Source organism: Paenibacillus sp. FSL R5-0912, assembly GCF_000758605.1.
Lineage (GTDB): Bacteria > Bacillota > Bacilli > Paenibacillales > Paenibacillaceae > Paenibacillus_AQ.
On sequence record NZ_CP009282.1, the window covers coordinates 5,429,820 to 5,447,856 of the forward strand.

Sequence of the window (18,037 nt, forward strand, 5' to 3'; positions counted from 1 at the left end):
GTTATCCATGGATCAGCCAAGCCGGATGCCGACCGTTGTAATCTCATGTCCGCCAAGCTGAAGCTTGAGCGCGGCAGCGTCCCGGTCAGTCTCCAGCAATTCACCCTCGGCTTCCAGCACATTGGATGTATAGAAGGCGGCAACCGGCAGCGGGGTATCCAGTTCCAGTATACTGGACTCGCCGGTCATATTGAACCAGCGGAGCAGCAGGTCTCCGCTGTCTTCGTTCAGCTTCAGTGAGGAGAACGCTGCGTTGTTACCGCTCCAGCGGGCCAGCGAATACACGGCGGGAATGGTTCCGGCGTGAAGCTCCGCCTGCGAGCAGGTCCATGGAATCTGGAACTGGTAGGCCATAGCCGCCGCACCAGAGGCCACAACATCTCCATGATGCGGAATAAGCAGCATCTCGGCAGTCTGTTCACCCAGGCACTGGGCTTCCGGCGTAGGGAACCAGCCCCAGTCGCCCATCTCGCCGACACTGCGGAGCAGAGTCACGGCGATGGTATTGCGGCCGTCGCGCAGGATCTCGTATTCATGAAGTCCGAGATTGGCGGCCGTAAGTCCCGCCTGCTCCCCGGACACATCTACGAAGCACTGCTGATGCTGCGCATTGCTCGGGTTCAGCCACTCCGGCGCCGGTTCATTCGGACGCTCGGCCAGCTCGAACATCGAGTCCACACGGTGGGATGCCGCTTCAAGGTCGGTAGGGAACAGCATCCGCAGACGGTGGTCCTTCGCTGTATTGTCGATGTAGCTCTTCACTTCCAGGCCTTGGCCGCTGCGCTCCAGCCTTAATACCGTCCGCAGCTTAAGCAGCACTGTTTCCGAGGAGCGCTGCGCCTGCCGCTCCGGATAATAGACCAGCGCACGCTGCTCTTCTTCCAGCATGGCGTCAGCGGAAGCGGGAATCTCCCATTCATGGACTATCTCTACGGAGGCCCGGTATGGTGTATCTTCAATGACGCTGACCGCAGCCGTCAGCCCCCGGGTAGTCAGCGGAACTTCACCCGCAGGCTGTCTGTACATATACTCATTGCCGATGTCACCTGTGTTCTCATAGACGCCGAGATCGCGGTAGACTCTGCCGCTTGGCTTATGCTCCAGTGTGAAGGAACCGTCTGCCATCACCTCAACCCGCAGCGTGGCATTCTCCAGAATACGCCCGCCGTGGACAAGCGTCGCTGAGGCTCCGGCCACTGCCGGGTCTTGGCCGGACCGCCCGGCAGCAGCCTCCGCCAGCGGGTGAACCCAGGCATAGGTGCGGAGGCCCAGCGCAGGCACTGCCGCCGCTTCGAAGGTCAGCTGCACCTTGCGGCAGCTGTAAGGCTGCCGGAACCGGTCATCCGGCAGATCATAGCCGAACGACAGGCCCAGATCCTGAACCGTACAAGGAATCTCATTGCCTTGTTCATCGATTAGAATCCGTCCGCCCAGGTCAACCGCCTTCATCCGGCGGGCGGTCTCTTCAAGCGTGTGGCCGTCGCGCAGATACAGCCGGGCCGCGTCCAGCTCCACGCTGACTGTACCCGTGCGGCTCCAGCCGCTTGTATTGGTCACAACGAGCGGAATTGCAGCTTCACCATAGGCGGCGAAGCCCGAGGTGTCCACCGCTGCGGTGATGGCCTGCATGCTGTCCGCCACAATGCCCTCGGCGGTGTGGTAGCTCTTGTCGAACCGGGTAACCATCTCCCGGTGCACCTCATCCACACTGCAGCCGCAGATGGAATCATGCGGATGGTTCTGCATCAGCGTCTTCCACGCATAGGTAAACAGATGATGCGGATACTCCCCGCCGTGCAGCTTGGCGATAACAGCCAGAGGCTCAGCCACCTTCTCCAGCAGCGCCTGGCCCCGCTGGTTCAGCTGCTTCAGGTACACCCGGGCGGAGGCGGTATTGACCAGTGTGCCCCAGCCGTCAGTGCGCTGGCTTCTCAGCTCGCCCTTAACGGTGGAGAGGCTACGGCCGGCAAGAGAGTTCTGCACAGCCTTAATATAATCGGCAAAGTTCGAATGAACGAAGGATATCTCCGGGTGCAGCTGCTCCGCAGTCCGGATCGCTTCCGGCAGATCGGTCTGCAGCGGCTGATGATCGCAGCCGTTCATGAACAGCAGCTGATCCGTGGCCGCATACTGCTTCGCATCTGCCAGCTTGCGCTCCCAGAAGCTCTTCGCCTCCTCTAAGCCTGCCGGAATCTCATTCCCGTTAGAATACCAATTGGCGAACAGGATACCCAGCACCTGCGACCCGTCCGGTCCTTCCCAGACCAGCTCCGAGAAGGAGGATTCATAGCCGTCGCTGGAGACCGTATTGTTGAAGCCTGTCGGCTTCACCCCGCGCCCGAAGAAGGCATTGGTAATTCCCGCCTGCACCATGAGCTGCGGAATCTGTCCGGTCAGGCCGAAGGTGTCAGGGAAATAACCGATCTTGGAGACTTCCCCGTACACACCGGCATCCTTATGGCCGATCTGCAGATTGCGCACATTGGCTTCCGGACTGGTCAGGAACGCATCCTGCAGGATGTACCATGGCCCGATATAGATCCGGCCTTCACGGATATGGCGCTCCAGCCGTTCCCGGTTCTCCGGGCGGACCTGGAGGTAATCCTCGATGATAATGGTCTGTCCGTCGAAGAAGAAGCTCCGGAAATCCGGGTTCTGCTCCAGTGTGTCCAGCAGGCTGTCCACCAGCCGGATAAGCCGGAGGTGATGGCGTTCATACGGGAGGTACCATTCCCGGTCCCAGTGCGTATGCGAGATAATATGCGCTGTCTGTTGTTTTGTCATAGCTGTTTACCCCTCAATCTCCAGCGGATATTCCTCCATATAGCTAATCAGCTCATCCACAGTGGTGAAGGCCAGACCTGTAACTGTATCTGCACAGCCATAATAGATGGCAATACGTCCAGTAGCCGCATCTGTCAATGCCGCGCAAGGGAAAGTTACGTTCGGCACATCGCCTACACATTCGTACAACGTCTCCGGGCCGAGAATATAGTTGCGCGAGCGGGCCTTCACCTTCCAAGGCTGATCCAGATCCAGCAGCGCACAGCCCATGCGGTAGACGAACCCGTTACAGGTGTTAATTACGCCATGGTAGATGAGCAGCCAGCCTTTGTCGGTTTCAATCGGAATCGGACCGGGGCCAATCTTCTTGGACTGCCAGGCGGAGGCATCGCCGTTCACTGTGCCCATTACATAACGATGTTTACCCCAGAAGGTAAGGTCAGGACTTTCGCTGTAAAAGATATCGCCAAACGGCGTATGTCCAGTATCGCTTGGACGGCTGAGCATGGCATAATTCCCGCCAATCTTGCGGGGTAACAGTACGCCGTTACGGTTATACGGCAGGAAGGCATTCTCCAGCTGATGAAACGTCTTGAAATCAAACGTATATGCAAGTCCAATTGTAGGCCCGTGATAGCCGTTGCACCAGGAGATATAATAACGGTCGTCAATCTTGCATACGCGCGGATCATAGCGGTATTCCCGCTTGATGATCTCTTCATCGCCCTCGAATACGATAGGCTCATGGTTGATCTTCCAGTTCACACCGTCTTCGCTGAAGCCGGCAAAGATATCCATGCTGACCGACCTGGAATCACAGCGGAACACACCTGCGAAGCCGCCTTCAAAAGGGATAACCGCCGAATTGAACACACTGTTCGAGTTCGGGATGGCATCGCGGTTAATGATCGGGTTAGCAGAATATCTCCATACAGGCGAATGGCTGCCCGCCGGTTTTTCCTGCCAAGGGATGTTTGCTAAGGGTTCTCCAATAATTGTATTCATGATCAGGTCTCCTTTGTATATGAAAAGTGCTTTTACACAATAATTAGCATCCTGTATTCTCTATGCTTTCTGTATGCAGGCCGGACCTAGAGAATCCCTTCCTGCAGCGCCCGCCAGACCAGCTGGGAGAACAGGCTGTTCGACCAGGCGAACCACTTGCGGGTGAAGACCGACGGATCGTCGGCGAGGAAGCCTTCGTGCATATATCCGGTATCGGCGTCGGTTGCTTCAAGCATAGCGATAAGTGCAAGCCGTTCTTCCTTGTTGTCCGCCGTGATTCCCTGCATGGACAACGCCATATGCCAGATATAGCCCGGAGGGGTATGCGGGCTGCCAATTCCCTTGGCGGCTTTGCCCTCGAAGTAGAACGGATTCTCGCTGCTCAGCGCAAAACGTCTTGTATTCTGGTAGACCGGATCGTCATTCGTCACGTAGCCCAGATACGGAATGGACATGAGGCCCGGTGTTCCGGCATCATCCATCAGGCTGTAGTTGCCATAGCCGTCTGTCTCGTATGCGTAGATCGGCCCGAATTCCGGGTGGCGGTAGGTGCCGTACAGCTTGATGCCGTGGTCCACCTCCTGCTCCAGTTCCTTCAGCTCGGCCAGGAAATCCAGGTCCCGGAATACCCACTCGGCGAAATCCTGCATCTGGCGCAGTGCCACCACAGCGAACATATTCCCTGGAATGTTGTAGTGGAAATCGCAGGCATCGTCGCTGGAGCGGAAGCCGGACCAGATCATTCCGGTGTAATTCACCGGCATCCCAAGGCCGCCATTTCGGATTGAATCCTCCATAATCCCGTTGTTCCGCGTGAAGCGGTAAGGGGACTGCTCGGCGTGATGCTGCTCCCGCTTGAACAGATCGGTGATGACACGCAGCATTTTTTTGAAATCCGCGGTGAAGAAGTCGGTCTGCTTCGTCTCTTCCCAGTACGCATGGGCCAGCCGGATCACGAAGCACAGCGAGTCAATCTCGAACTTGCGCTCCCACACCCAGGGCGACATCTCCGTCACATCCCCGGCATTCCAGTGCCAGTCATTAGCCGTCTCATTGAACGCGTTGGCGTAAGGATCAATCAGCACATACTGCGTATGACGTTTGATCAGCCCGCCAATAATACGCTGCAACTCCGGGTCCTCTGCGGCAAAAGGCACATAATGAATGACCTGCTCCACGGAATCGCGCAGCCAGCAGGCCGGAATATCGCCCGTAATGACAAAGGTGGTTCCATCGTCAAGCAGCTTGGTGGTAGTCTCCAGCGTATTCGGGAAGCAGTTGCGGAACAGGCGTTGCAGCTTGGGCCGGTGGGCCAGCTTCTGTTCGGCTTCGGCCAATACGGCCTGAATGGATGACGGAAGCGGCAGCTCCGGCATCTGAATGCGGGGAAGTCTGAATTGTTCCAAGATGATAGTCTCCTTCGGCTTAATCTATAGTGTAGCTGAACTGAAGCTATTAACTTAAAGCTCGCTCGTCACTGCGGTGAATATTTGGACTTTCGGCCGCTGTTGTCCCCAGATTTCTTGATTTAACCTGCTTTTCGCAGTTGAAATCCGGCGACAAAGGCGGTCGCTATCGCTCCTACAGTTCCAAAATCCCCCTCCGTTCCTTCTAGCTTTTGTTATCTTCAATTATTCAGCTTATTTAGAATGAATAACTTTCAGGGTCTTGATTTCAAAAGGTTGGAAGTCTAGCGTCAGCTCTCCAGCCTCACCCGGCAGCAGCTCTGTCTCTTCTTCCAGTGCGTTGGACAGATAGATCGCCGAATGCGGCAGCGGCCAGCCGAGCTTGACGGTCTCGCGTCCGCCAGCGGATTCATACAGCCGCAGAATACTGCCGCTTCCGTCTTCCGCAAGCTTGACCGTATCCAGCACAACCTGCTTCCCTTCATAGGGAAGGAAGGTGCCGACCGGCGGGCGCTGGCCCGTACTTGAATCACAGGCGACCGCATAGGAATTGTGATTCAACTCAGCGGCTTTGCGGAGGGTATGCGCCCCGCGCCAGTCACCGGTATGCGGATACAGTGAATACGTGAATTCATGTGTGCCCTGATCCGCCGAATGATCCGGCCAGCGCGGCGCGCGCAGCAGCGACAGACGGATCGTGCTGCCCTGCGTGTCATAGCCGTATTTGCAGTCGTTCAGCAGACTTACGCCGTAATCATACTCCGACACATCGGCATAGCGGTGCCCGCAGACTTCATATTGCGCCTGCTCCCAGCTTGTGTTGCGGTGCGTTGACCGTTCCAGCGCGCCGAACGGAATCTCATAGGTCGCCTTGCTGGTCACTACATCTACCGGGAAGCCGACCTTGAGCAGCTTATGGGCTTCATGCCACTCCACCTTCGTCTTGAAGTCGATCCGCCGGTCACTGTGATACAGGATCAGCTCCTGCACTATTTCGGATTGACCGATGCTCCAGCGGAAGTACAGCACATCGCTGACGGAGCCTGAGGACAACAGCTTCTTCTCCAGCAGTACTGCTTCTCCGGCAGGCTGCTCTTCATAACGGCTGTCTATATCCCAGGCATCCCATAGGATAGGGCGGTCATGGAAGAAATGCAGCCGGTTCAGGCGCTCTCCGGACTTGACAATCTCACGCCCGGCTTCCTTGTCGTACAGGCTGATGATCTCGCCCAGAGCATTGAACCGGAGACGGTAATAACCGGTCTCCCATTCCAGATCGAACGATGCTGCGGCTGCCGATATTGGCTCATCTCCGCTGTTTCCGCTGTTTCCGCTGTTTCCGCTGTTTCCGCTGTTTCCACCGTTACCGTGAACTCCGCTGTTTTCACTGTTACCGCGAACTCCACCGTTCCCCGCCGGTTCCGTCTGCTCCTCTGGTCTCAGCCACACCGTAACATACCCGAAGGCCGGAACCGCCGGCACCCGGACACGGAGAACGGCTTGCTCTCCAGCAGTAACCTGCTCTGATTCCAGCCGTATTCCGCTCTTGTCATATACGGCTGAAGCGGTATGCTCCACACCGGTCTGCTCCAGCTCTACCACCATATCCCGGGTCCAGCCCAGACCATTCAGAATGACATAAGGCTGTCCCTCTCCACGGGTATCAATATCCGTTACGGCAGCCTCCATGACCGACTTCAGGCTGCCCCCTCCAAGGGCGAAGATGCTCTGGTACTCCTTATCCGAGGTCTGATAGACCTCGGGGATCGACGAGCCGGGAATAATATCATGGAACTGGTTGAGCAGAATCAGCTTCCAGCCTTCATGCAAGGCATGAAAGATCTCTTCCCGCCGCTGCGGCTGCAGATGATGTCCGGCCAGCGTCTGCCATAATTCCGCCTCCCTATACAGAATCTCGGCCTTGCGGTTATTGCGCTTGTTCCGGGCATGTGTGGTATAGGTTCCCCGGTGCAGCTCCAGATAGAGGTCGCCCTGCCAGACCGGCAGCTCAGGCTTCGCTTGCTCAATGCCTGCGAAGAAATCAGCCGCCGTGCTGTAGCCGGAGGCTGGCTGGCCCACCATCAGCTCGGAGCGTGAGAGATATTCGAGCATCTCCCGGGTCACTCCGCCGCCTCCGTCGCCGTGTCCATAGAGCAGCATTTGTTCGCTGTGCACGGCTTTTTCACGGTAAGATTGCCAGTGCTCATGAATATCCTTCGGCAGCGTACTCTCATTCACTCCGTGGTTCATATAAGACAGAAGTTCGGTTCCGTCGATGCCTACCCAGTGGAACAAATCATAAGGGAACAGATTCGTATCATTCCAGCCCAGCTTGGTCGTCATGAAATAACGGACCTTGCCGTGCTTCAGGATCTGCGGCAGGGAAGCGCAATACCCGAAGGTATCCGGCAGCCATTCAATCTCGGACTGCCGTCCGAACTCCTCCTGGTAGAACCGCTGCCCGTACAGCATCTGCCGCATCAGGGATTCGCCGCTTGGAATATTCAGATCCGGCTCCACCCACATACCGCCAACCAGCTCCCAGCGCCCTTCAAGAATCCGCGCCTTCACCTTCCCGTACAATTCAGGATCATTGTCTTTCAGATAAGCGAATAGCTGCGGCTGGCTCTGGGCATAACGGTAATCGGGATATTCCTCCATCAAGGCATGAACCGTCGAGAAGGTCCGACTGGTCTTCCGCACCGTTTCCCTCGTGGGCCATAACCAGGCAATATCAATATGTGACTGCCCGATCATATGAATGAAGCCCTCGCTGTTACCGCCGATGGCCCGCACACTTGCGGTCAGCGCCTGCTCAATGTCTCTGATCCTGCCGCTGCTGCCCCCATCTTCAGGTCGTCCCAAAGACACATACGCATCCATCGCCTGGTGTAGCGCTTCAAGGATACGGACACGCCGGAAGTCCTGCTCCGGCAGCAGCAGCGCCGAATCCCGGATGACGGTCACTGTATACATCAGCGACTGTACCGGCTGGTTAACCCTGACGAGCGCAGCAGTGATGGACCGGATTGGCGCCTGAATAACCGCCTGCTTGTTCAGCGGATCATCCGGCTCGGGAACCGGATCGTAGAGCTCGATCTCAAGCTCCGGGCTTCTTCCGTCGGAGGCAGGGTCAAGTGAAACGAAGGTATGATTGCGGTCAAGCCCCTGGCGGGAAGCTCCGCCTACACGCAGCAGCCCTTCTCCGCCGGAGTGGAAGATGATCCCTGTATCCGCACCGGTCCAGTCCGCCGGAATATCAAGCGTGGTGCGGAAGAAATAAGTCGTTCCTTGCACACTGGGAAACAATCCGAAGGATTCGCTGCCCGCATAAGGCTGTAATTCGTCATAATGCCCCGGCTGGCGGTAGGTTGTGGAGAAGACCTTCCAGTCTTCAATCGCCCGGTATTCCAGCCATTGCGCTTGCGAACATTCGCGGATAAATCTATCTATTCGTTCCGTATTCAATCGTTCCATATCTAACCCTCCATCACCGCAAGATCTGTACCCAGCGTATCGGTCACATTCCGGCCGACTCCGATCCGGAAGATCCCCGGCTCAACCACCAGCTTGTACTCCGGTCCGATATAGCTCAGGTGCTCTGCACTCAGCTTGAACGTAACGGTCTGCTTCTCACCCGGCTCCAGAACAATCTTGCGGAAGCCCTTGAGTTCCTTGGCCGGCCGGGTGACCTTGCTGACCCGGTCAGATATATAGAGCTGCACGACCTCTGCACCGCTGCGGGTGCCTGTGTTCTCTACTTCAACCGTAACCTCAGCCGTCCCGTCCGCCTGGATTTCAGCAGGCTCTACCTTCAGTCCGCTATAGCTGAATTCGGTATAGCTGAGTCCGAAGCCGAAGGGATACAGCGGCTGCGAATCTCTTTCAAGATAACGTGCGCCGCGTGAACGTTTGCCCAGATAATATACGGGTAGTTGTCCTACATCCGCAGGAAGGGAGAGCGTTAATCTGCCGGACGGATTCACATCGCCGAACAGGATGTCCGCAATGGCATGACCGCCCTCCTGCCCGGGATACCAGGCTTCCAGAATGGCATCCGCCTGTTCGTCAATCCAAGGTTCAGCAATAGGACGGCCGTTGATATACACGACAACTACCGGCTTGCCGAGCGTCTTCAGCTCCTTCAGCAGCTCCAGCTGAACGCCGGACAGATGTAGCGACATCCGGTCAATGCCTTCACCGCAGTCCATATCGCTAAGGCCATTCTCCGTTACCTTCGAGGCTCCGGTCCGCAGATCAATGCTGCCCTCGCCGAAGTCTCTGGCGCTCGACCCGCCCAGCGCCAGCACAATCGTATCCGCTTCGGCTGCCGCCTGGCGCGCCAGCTCGAAGCCCTCGGTGGAGCTGTCTTTGATCCGGCAGCCCGGCGCATAACGTACCCGTTCCGGTTCAGCGGCGAGCTTGGCCCGTATTCCGGCCAGTACCGTTGCTACCCGGTCACGCGGCTGCGGCGAGGTGTAATCCCCAAGCTGATTGTAGCCGATATCTGCGTTGGGGCCGATCACGGCAACCGTGCCTTTGTTTTTCGATAATGGAAGGATACCGTTATTCTTCAGCAGTACAATTCCTTCTGCCGCAATGCTCCGTGCCAGCTCCGCATGTTCCGGATTGCCGATCACCTGCTCTGCCCGGCCCGGATCGGCAAACGGCTGTTCAAACAGGCCCAGCCGGAACTTCAGCTCCAGCACACGTGCAGCCGCTTGATCCACCAGCTTCTCATCCAGCCGCCCGGAACGGAGCGCCTCCAGCAGATATCCTCCGAACATGACGCCGGACATCTCCATATCAATCCCGGCGGTGAGCGCCTGCACTGCCGCATCTTCTCCGCCGTCCGCTGTATCATGGCCCGAGGCCAGCATATCAATAGCGCCGCAATCGGTAATGACCATGCCCTTGAAGCCCCATTCGCCGCGCAGGATATCCTCTAGCAGCTCCTGATTGGTTGTGCAAGGCACTCCGTCAATCTCGTTATAAGCCGGCATGATGGATACCGCACCGGCTTCCACCGCTTTGCGGAACGGGTACATATCGACCTCCAGCAGCTCCCGTTTGCCGATATGCGCCGGACCGGCATTCCTGCCGCCTTCCGAGCTGCCGTAAGCGACAAAATGCTTCAGTGTCGCCCCCACACTGGACCCGCTGTCAAGCCGGTCGCCCTGCAGTCCTTCCACAGAAGCTACAGCGAATTCACCGATGAGATACGGATCTTCGCCGAAGCACTCCTCGGTTCGGCCCCAGCGCGGATCACGCACCACATCAAGCACAGGGGAATACGTTACCGCTCCCCCCTGTGCCCGGGTCTCCAGCGCTACCGCGCGGGACATCTCCCGGTAGAGGTCTACATTCCATGTGCTGCCGATCAGCAGGGGAACCGGAAATACTGTCGCCCCGATCGCCATATGCCCATGCGAGCATTCCTCGCCGATCAGCAGGGGGATACCCAGCCTGGAATGCTCCAGCACATAACGCTGGATGGTATTCACCGCTTCGGCTCCGGCCCGCGCTCCAAGTCCGCTCTCCAGGGTGACCCCTGTCCAGGGATCTGCCCGCAATGTGCCGTATAATGCACCGATGCCGCCTTCGCGGATCTGGCGTTTGAAGTCTTCTGTAAGTTCTATCGTTCCTTCTGTATGATCATAGGTCTGCCACCCGAACAGCTGAACGAGCTGGCCTACCTTCTCTTCCGGCGTCATCAGCCCAAGCAGATGTTCAGTCCGTTCCTTGACGGGCTTCGCAGAGTCTTTATATAACATTACGGCTCCCACACCCTTTCTCCTGTTGTACTCCTCTAGACCCCTACTCTTTAACCGCACCCACGGTAAGACCCTGGATGAAGTAACGCTGGAAGAACGGATACGCAAAAATAATCGGCCCGGTAGCCAGTACCACCATCGCCATACGCGAGGTATCCTGCGGCATATTGCGGAGTGCCTCCAGGCTGAGCGAGCTGTTCTGCGAGTTCTGCATAATGAACTGCATACTGGTCTCAATCCGCATCAGCATCGACTGCAGCGGCACCAGATTCGGATTATCAATATAGAGCAGGGCATTGAACCAGTCATTCCAGTACCCCAGGGTGCTGAACAGCCCGATTGTAGCGAGGCCCGGCAAGGACAGCGGCAGCACGATTCCCAGGAAGGTGCGGAACTCTCCGGCGCCGTCGATTTTGGCCGACTCAATCAGGGCATCCGGCACGCTGGTGATGTAGAAGGTACGCAGGATCATAATGTAAAAAGCATTGACGGCCAGCGGCAGCACCAGTGCCCAGATGGTGTCCTTCAAACCGAGCATCTGTGTCACTACAATATAGGTAGGAACCAGCCCTCCGTTAAACAGCATGGTGAAAAACGCGAAAAACGCGAAGAAATTGCGGTATTTGAAGCTTTTACGTGAAATGGCATAGGCATAAAGTGAAATAATGATCAGGCTGACAAGCGTGCCAATGACGGTTACGGCAATGGTCACCCCATAGGAACGGAGCAGCGTGTCCCCAGAGCCGAATACATATTTGTAGGCTTCCAGACTCCATTTGGCCGGGATTAATTGATAGCCGTCCCGCGCAAGCGCCCCTTCGTCCGTGAACGAGATGAGTACGACGAACAGGAACGGGAAGATACACAGGATGGCAAAGCCCCCGGCGATACAATTGAAGATAATATTCCACACCGGCGACAGCTTGTGGAAATCGCGCGATTTCACTGGATTAGCAGACATTTGGATGACCTCACTTTCCTTCTTTTTCCCTAGAATAATGCACTGTCCTTATCGAATTTACGCACGATGTAATTAGAGGTAATGACCAGCACGAACCCTACAACGGATTGATATAAGCCCGCAGCCGTACTCATTCCGATCTCGCCGGTAGTCTTGAGTCCACGGTACACATACGTATCAATTACGTTGGTCACGCTGTAGAGCGTCCCCGAATCTCTCGGCACCTGATAGAACAGTCCGAAGTCGGCATAAAATATCTTCCCTATAGCAAGCAAGGTCATAATGGTGATGATCGGCTTCAGCATCGGCAGCGTAATCCCGCGGATCTGCTGGAATTTGCTGGCCCCGTCGATCATGGCCGCTTCGTAGAGGGACTTGTCTATACCCATAATTGCGGCGAGATAGACCACGCTGTTATAGCCGACGGCTTTCCATAGAAACACGAATATAATAATGAACGGCCAGTATTTCGATTCAGAGTACCAGGAGATATTGCTGCCGAACATGGCGTTGAGCAGCCCCCGCTCCGAGCTAAGGAAGCTGAATGCGAAGTATCCCACAACGACCCAGGACAGAAAGTATGGCAGGAACATGCCTGTTTGATAGAACTTGGCAAGCTTCTTGTTGGCAATCTCGGACAGCACCACCGCCATCACCACCGACAGGATCAGGCCAAGGATGATGAAGGCTAAATTATACAAAAGAGTATTACGTGTGATCAGATAGGCATCATTGGTGCTGAACAGAAACTTGAAATTATCCCAGCCGACCCATTTGCTATTGATGATGCTGGCCCAGAAGCCATCCCGGCTGAAGCGGTACTCCTTAAAGGCAATGACCGTACCCACCATCGGCAGGTAGGAGAAGAATAAAAACCACAGCGTGCCCGGCAGAACCATAAACAGCAGCACTTTATTTCTCAACACATCTTTGGCGGACTTTCCTATTTTCCCCATACTCCTAGTTCCTCCTATACCGGAAAATTCTTCCGTTGATACAAAAAGACCGGGCAAAGTCTAATCACCCGCCCGATCCTTGAATAGAATGCTACTTATTGTTCGCTGCTTTCCAGGCGTCGATCTGTGATTGGGCTTCGGCAATGATTTTATCCAGACCGGCGGCTTTTAGTTTCTCATTGGCCTTGGTCAGGTATTCTTCCGAATCTACAGATCCGGTCATCAGCGGTGCCCAGAATTCTTCCTTCACGTTCTGAACGGCGGCGATTTCATTCGTCACCTTGGAAGTATCGAAGTTGAAGCCGAGCAGCGGTGCATTGATACCGGCATCATTGAACTTCTTGAATTCTTCCCATTTGTTCTCAGGGTCGCCTTCATTCAGATAGTTGATCATAATGTTACCCAGGGAGAACGTCGGCATATCGTAGTTCTTCGCATCCGGGAGGTTCTTGATCATGTTGTCGCTGATTTTCTCGTAATGTACGCCTTCGATGCCTGAGTCAATCATGTTGCGCAGCTTAGGGTCTGTATTCAGCAGGTTCAGGAATTCCATGGCTTTCTCAGGATACTCGGAGTTGGCGGAGATCGCCTGCATGGAGCCCATGACGGACCAGTTGTAGATATAAGGCTGACTGGCTGGTGTTGACACAACCGGATACCCGTAGCTTACTGACCACAGATTGTCGGCCATCGGCTGGGTAGATGCGCGGTCAGTGAACCATTTGCCGGCTTTGTACAAGTCATCCACCGATGATGTAGTGGCTACTTCAGGAGAGATGTAACCCGCCTGATAGAATTTGCGGACCGTCTTAAGCGCTTCCTTGATCTCAGGAGTTTCAAGGATGTTGACCACTTTGTAGTCCTTGGTGTCCATATATACTGCCATCGGCATCTTCTCGATCACATAGTCAAATGGCATAATCGGCATGAAGTCTTTGACCATAGCGTACGGGGTCACTCCAGGCTCGTTTTCCTTGATGGTTTTGAGCAGCGGCTCCAGATCGGCCATCGTTTTCACGCTGGTCAGATCAAGCTTGTATTTGTCCAGCAGCTCTTTATTGAAGCGGAAGACTTCTTGAGCCGGAAGCTCTTTATTGGCCGGAATGGCATAGTTATGGCCGTCAACCTTGGAGCCTTCCATGAATGCCGGATCAATCGTATCTACAATGCCCTTGCCCTGGTTCTTCAGCAGATCATCGAGCTGCAGGAAGGCGCCCTTACGTGCATTCTGCACATAATCGAAGGCCCAGGAAGAGGTGAACAGGATATCCATAGGCTCGCCCGAAGCAGCCATGACCTGCATTTTTTGCGTATAGTCCCCGAAGTCGAGCATTTTGATATCGAGTGTTGCGTTGATTTTTTCAAGCGTGTATTTATTGACTTCTGCAAGCACCTTATCCATATCCTTCTGCGGCGGCCCGATAGTGTACCAGATCAGCTCTACAGGCTTCTCCGTAGACTCCGTAGCTTTGTTGCCTCCTGAAGCCGTTTCCCCGCCTGCATTGTTCTTAGTGTTCCCCCCACATGCGCTAAGCGCAAGTGAAACGGTTAAAAGCGTTGTCAACAACAAGGAGAAGTGTTTCTTTTTCTTACTCATTTGCCGTACCCCCTTTTAATTAGCCGTCCGGAAATTCAGGCCTGCCGGGCATTCCCGGCTGCAGGTTTCCATGAGCTATACCTTTACTTTATAAGATGAAAGCATTTTCAAATAGAAGAGAAACTATATATATTCAGGTATGAAATAAAGAAATTAAACCCCAAACATAACATATATCTATCAATAAGGAGCTGCTTAGAGCAGCCCCTTGAATTCTGTCGGTGAGATGCCAACGTATTTCTTAAATTGTTTATAAAAATAGCCCATTTCCCAGTAGCCGACACTTCGTGCGATCTCATGTACCTTGTTGTTTGTCGAGCGGAGCTGCTCCTTTGCTTTCTCAATCCGGTAACGGTTCATATATTCCGCAAACGATTCACCGGTCATTTTGTGAAATAGCTGGCCCAGGTACACCGGGTGAATATTGAACATGAAGCCCAGCTTCTTCAGTGACAGATCCTCACTGTAGGATTTCTCTATGTAATTCAGCACCTGGTTCACAACTGGACTCTTCAGCTCACGGTCCAGCAGCTCGATGATGCTTCCGGCCGTCTGCATGACTGCGGCGGACAGCCCGGGCAGCGAATTCGTCCTGTGGATCGCGGTCAGCCCCTGTGCAATAAGCTCCCGTTCCATTTCACTGCGGATTTCCTTAATCAGCATGCGGAAATACAGAATCCATTCCAGGGAAATCTCCCGGAGCAGCTCGGGTGTTAGGGACTCCATAGCTTTCCCGGAGAAATACAATTCAATTCTCTCTGTCAATGCTGGAAGATTCTTGCCCATAATCAGCTTGGAATATTCGCTCCAGTCCTCCGGCAAAACCGCCCCCAGATCCTCCTTCCGGTCCTTCAGCTGCTCATAATAAATGAGGCTCCGTGCCGGATGGATCTCCATGAATTCCTGGGTCTGCTTCGCCTGCTCATAGCTGAAGGGTGCAGCATCCACTCCCTCCACAGCCGAGCCTACGGCCGCCCGCACACCTTGGCCTGTAGCGCATAGGCCGGTGATCTCCTGGAGCATGACTGCCATCTGCTCCGCTCCCTTGGAGGCTTCTTCATAATTATGTATGAGCACCAGATCATTGTCGGAATCCCAGAACATGAAGAATGAGGTCTGTGCGCCGACCAGCTCCTCCACGTTCTTCCTGAAGGCTTCCGTAGCCGGTTCTGCCTGCACCAGGGCAACTTGAACATAACGCCCGCCGAGCGGCAGGCCGATCAGATTCAGCCGTTCGGACCGCTCTTCAGGATCAATCTGCCCCCGCATCCAGCGCAGCAGCACATTATCCTTCAGCACAGAGTTCGTATATTCCCACCACTGCGTACCCAGCCTGGAGACATCAAGCTTCTCCACAATCGTTTCCAGCGTGCTCCGGAATTCCTCCAGATTGATCGGCTTGAGCAGATAATTCTCAATCCCCAGTGACAGGCCTTCTTTGACATATATGAATTCATCATATCCGCTCAGCACAACCACCTTCAGCTCCGGACGGAATTCCCGGACCGCACGGATCAGCTCTAGGCCGGTCATCACGGGCATTGAAATGTCGGTAATGAGAATATCGGCAGGCACCTCCCGCAGCTGCTCCAGCGCCTCCTGCCCGTTCTCGGCTTGTCCCACAATCGCAAGGCCCAGCTGCTCCCAGTCCAATATATCCTGCAGGCCGCTAAGAATGAACGGCTCATCATCAACAATAAACACCTTATACATGATCTGTCTCCTCCTTGACGGGATATGGAAAAGTTATAGTGACCTCGGTTCCGGCTCCTGCTTCACTGGCCAGCTCAACCCCGTACGGCTTGCCGTACATCAGCCTTAACCGCTCATGAATGCTCCGCAGCCCGAATGACTCTGATCCGGACAATTCACGGTTATCCTCCAGGCCCAGCCGGAGCTGGTTCAGCTTCTCCCCGGCAATCCCCAGGCCGTTGTCCGAGACAACAACCCTTATATTGTTGTGATCATCCGGATGGACCCTGATGCTGATCACATTACCGGTTTGTCCGGTGCGCATGCCGTGCAGAATATAGTTTTCAATCACGGGCTGAAGGGACATTTTGAGTACAGGAATAGGCTCCAGCTCTTTACTGCATTCAATGGTATAGGAGAACCGGTCCTTGTAACGGATCCGGAACAACTCCAGATACATACGGCAGGCTTCGAGTTCATCCTTGAACGTATATTTCGCCTTCGGACGAACATACGATTTGAACAGCACAGACAGGCTGTAGATCATCTCGCCCACATCCTTCGCCCCGCTTGAAATCGCCCGCATCCGTATAACCTCCAGCGTATTGTAGAGAAAATGCGGATTCACCCTTGCCTCCAACGTAGCGATTTCCGTATGCTTCTGCTTGATTTCAGCTTTGTACACCTGATCAATGTACTGGTTCAGTTCATCCAGCATGCTGTTGAAGCTCTTGGCAATCTGGCCCAGTTCATCCTCACGGTTGTCTATAATCCGGGTGTTCAAATCCCCGTTTTTCACTTTCCGGGTGAAGCGGATAATACGGTGCGTCCGTTTGGCAAAATTCGAAATAAACATCGCCGGCAGCAGCACGGCGAACAGGATACAGACGAGGGCAATCGTAACAATAGTATTGCGTGCGCTGCTATAGGTTTCGGCAAGCTCCTTCTTGGAGATCAGACTGACCACCGTGTAGCCGGCCTGGCTCTGGGTCAGGCTGGTGACCACCATTCCGTCCATAGAGATTTCCTCCCCGGAGTTCGCCCCCTGCAGCTTCATATATTTCCGGCCGTACCCTTGACCCGAAGTGTCAAAGATGACTTCATTCTGGGCGGAGAGCACAAGAATCTCGCCTTTGAAATCCTGCTTATAGTTATGCATGGACTGCCAGATGGATTCGGAGTCGAAGTAGACCAGCATCTGGCCGATATTGAGCAGCGACGACTTATTGTTAATGGGAATCTTCACCGAGAACATAGGGGCTCTCGGCATGCCGATGCTCTTCAGCACCCATATATTCGGCACGGAAACCAGGCTCTCTTCATCCAGAACCATCGAATCCGGGACAAAGGAATGGGCCGCATTGGTGGATACCCGGTCAAATTGCCTGCGGTTGTCGTAATAGTACATCACCTGCTGATTGGCGCTGTACAGCATCAGGCTGCGGATATCCGGATCATCGTCGATCTTGTTCTGGAAATACTGTACGGCGTTAGAGGTCGTCTGATCCCCGAGCAGGTAGCGGTCCAGCCTGTGCTCGACATATTCGCCGAAGGGGTGCTCCAGCAGAAAGGTGGTATTGCTCGCCAGGCTGCCGTCCCGGTACACATCACGGATCATATCCTGGACGGACTGGTATTTGTTCTCCACATAGTTGCTGATACTCTCCATCGTCTTGCGCTGGATATCCATCTGCCGCTGCACCGCAGAATCCGAGATCAGCATCAGCACCAGATACGAGAAGGCAATAATCGTTGCAATGAAGATACAGGAGACAATAAGAGTGAAGCGCATAAACATATTATCTTTAAAATACTTGCGGTACAGGGAATTACTCCGCATAGTCCACCTCCTTAAAGTATGT

The 18,037-nt window shown here is 54.7% G+C and carries 10 protein-coding genes; all 10 read right to left on the reverse strand.

Annotated features, from left to right (window positions below; translation table 11 throughout):
• Positions 1–12: 12 nt before the first annotated feature.
• Complete coding sequence (locus tag R50912_RS23080; protein WP_042238193.1) at positions 13–2,784, reverse strand: alpha-mannosidase; 2,772 nt, start codon at positions 2,782–2,784, stop codon at positions 13–15.
• 6 nt (positions 2,785–2,790) lie between these two features.
• A complete protein-coding gene (locus R50912_RS23085) occupies positions 2,791–3,789 on the reverse strand; it encodes a glycoside hydrolase family 130 protein (protein ID WP_042238195.1) in 999 nt (332 codons plus the stop codon).
• Between the two features lie 86 nt (positions 3,790–3,875).
• The gene (locus R50912_RS23090) at positions 3,876–5,195 is read right to left on the reverse strand and encodes a glycoside hydrolase family 125 protein (protein WP_042238197.1); all 1,320 of its coding nucleotides are present in this window, start codon (positions 5,193–5,195) and stop codon (positions 3,876–3,878) included.
• A 234-nt stretch (positions 5,196–5,429) separates the two neighbouring features.
• Complete coding sequence (locus R50912_RS23095; protein ID WP_042238199.1) at positions 5,430–8,672, reverse strand: alpha-mannosidase; 3,243 nt, start codon at positions 8,670–8,672, stop codon at positions 5,430–5,432.
• A 2-nt stretch (positions 8,673–8,674) separates the two neighbouring features.
• On the reverse strand, positions 8,675–10,969 hold the full coding sequence (locus R50912_RS23100) for a glycoside hydrolase family 3 N-terminal domain-containing protein (protein WP_042243041.1): 2,295 nt from the start codon (positions 10,967–10,969) through the stop codon (positions 8,675–8,677).
• A 43-nt stretch (positions 10,970–11,012) separates the two neighbouring features.
• Complete coding sequence (locus tag R50912_RS23105) at positions 11,013–11,930, reverse strand: carbohydrate ABC transporter permease (protein WP_042238202.1); 918 nt, start codon at positions 11,928–11,930, stop codon at positions 11,013–11,015.
• 29 nt (positions 11,931–11,959) lie between these two features.
• Positions 11,960–12,886: an ABC transporter permease gene (locus R50912_RS23110; protein WP_042238204.1), complete on the reverse strand. Its 927-nt coding sequence runs from the start codon at positions 12,884–12,886 to the stop codon at positions 11,960–11,962.
• Between the two features lie 91 nt (positions 12,887–12,977).
• Entirely contained in the window at positions 12,978–14,483 is a 1,506-nt protein-coding gene (locus R50912_RS23115) for an ABC transporter substrate-binding protein (RefSeq protein WP_042238205.1), read from the reverse strand.
• Positions 14,484–14,678: 195 nt separating this feature from the next.
• Positions 14,679–16,196: a response regulator transcription factor gene (locus tag R50912_RS23120; protein WP_042238207.1), complete on the reverse strand. Its 1,518-nt coding sequence runs from the start codon at positions 16,194–16,196 to the stop codon at positions 14,679–14,681.
• Complete coding sequence (locus tag R50912_RS23125) at positions 16,189–18,015, reverse strand: sensor histidine kinase (RefSeq protein ID WP_042238210.1); 1,827 nt, start codon at positions 18,013–18,015, stop codon at positions 16,189–16,191. The genes R50912_RS23120 and R50912_RS23125 overlap by 8 nt, the downstream gene beginning before the upstream one ends.
• Between the last annotated feature and the right edge of the window lie 22 nt (positions 18,016–18,037).

What these genes read in the sequence shown, in the direction of transcription:
- R50912_RS23105 (WP_042238202.1), bottom strand. Translation starts at nt 11,930, where the DNA reads ATGTCTGCTAATCCAGTGAAATCGCGCGATTTCCACAAGCTGTCGCCG.
- R50912_RS23080 (WP_042238193.1), bottom strand. Translation starts at nt 2,784, where the DNA reads ATGACAAAACAACAGACAGCGCATATTATCTCGCATACGCACTGGGAC.
- R50912_RS23115 (WP_042238205.1), bottom strand. Translation starts at nt 14,483, where the DNA reads ATGAGTAAGAAAAAGAAACACTTCTCCTTGTTGTTGACAACGCTTTTA.
- R50912_RS23095 (WP_042238199.1), bottom strand. Translation starts at nt 8,672, where the DNA reads ATGGAACGATTGAATACGGAACGAATAGATAGATTTATCCGCGAATGT.
- R50912_RS23120 (WP_042238207.1), bottom strand. Translation starts at nt 16,196, where the DNA reads ATGTATAAGGTGTTTATTGTTGATGATGAGCCGTTCATTCTTAGCGGC.
- R50912_RS23110 (WP_042238204.1), bottom strand. Translation starts at nt 12,886, where the DNA reads ATGGGGAAAATAGGAAAGTCCGCCAAAGATGTGTTGAGAAATAAAGTG.
- R50912_RS23100 (WP_042243041.1), bottom strand. Translation starts at nt 10,969, where the DNA reads ATGTTATATAAAGACTCTGCGAAGCCCGTCAAGGAACGGACTGAACAT.
- R50912_RS23085 (WP_042238195.1), bottom strand. Translation starts at nt 3,789, where the DNA reads ATGAATACAATTATTGGAGAACCCTTAGCAAACATCCCTTGGCAGGAA.
- R50912_RS23125 (WP_042238210.1), bottom strand. Translation starts at nt 18,015, where the DNA reads ATGCGGAGTAATTCCCTGTACCGCAAGTATTTTAAAGATAATATGTTT.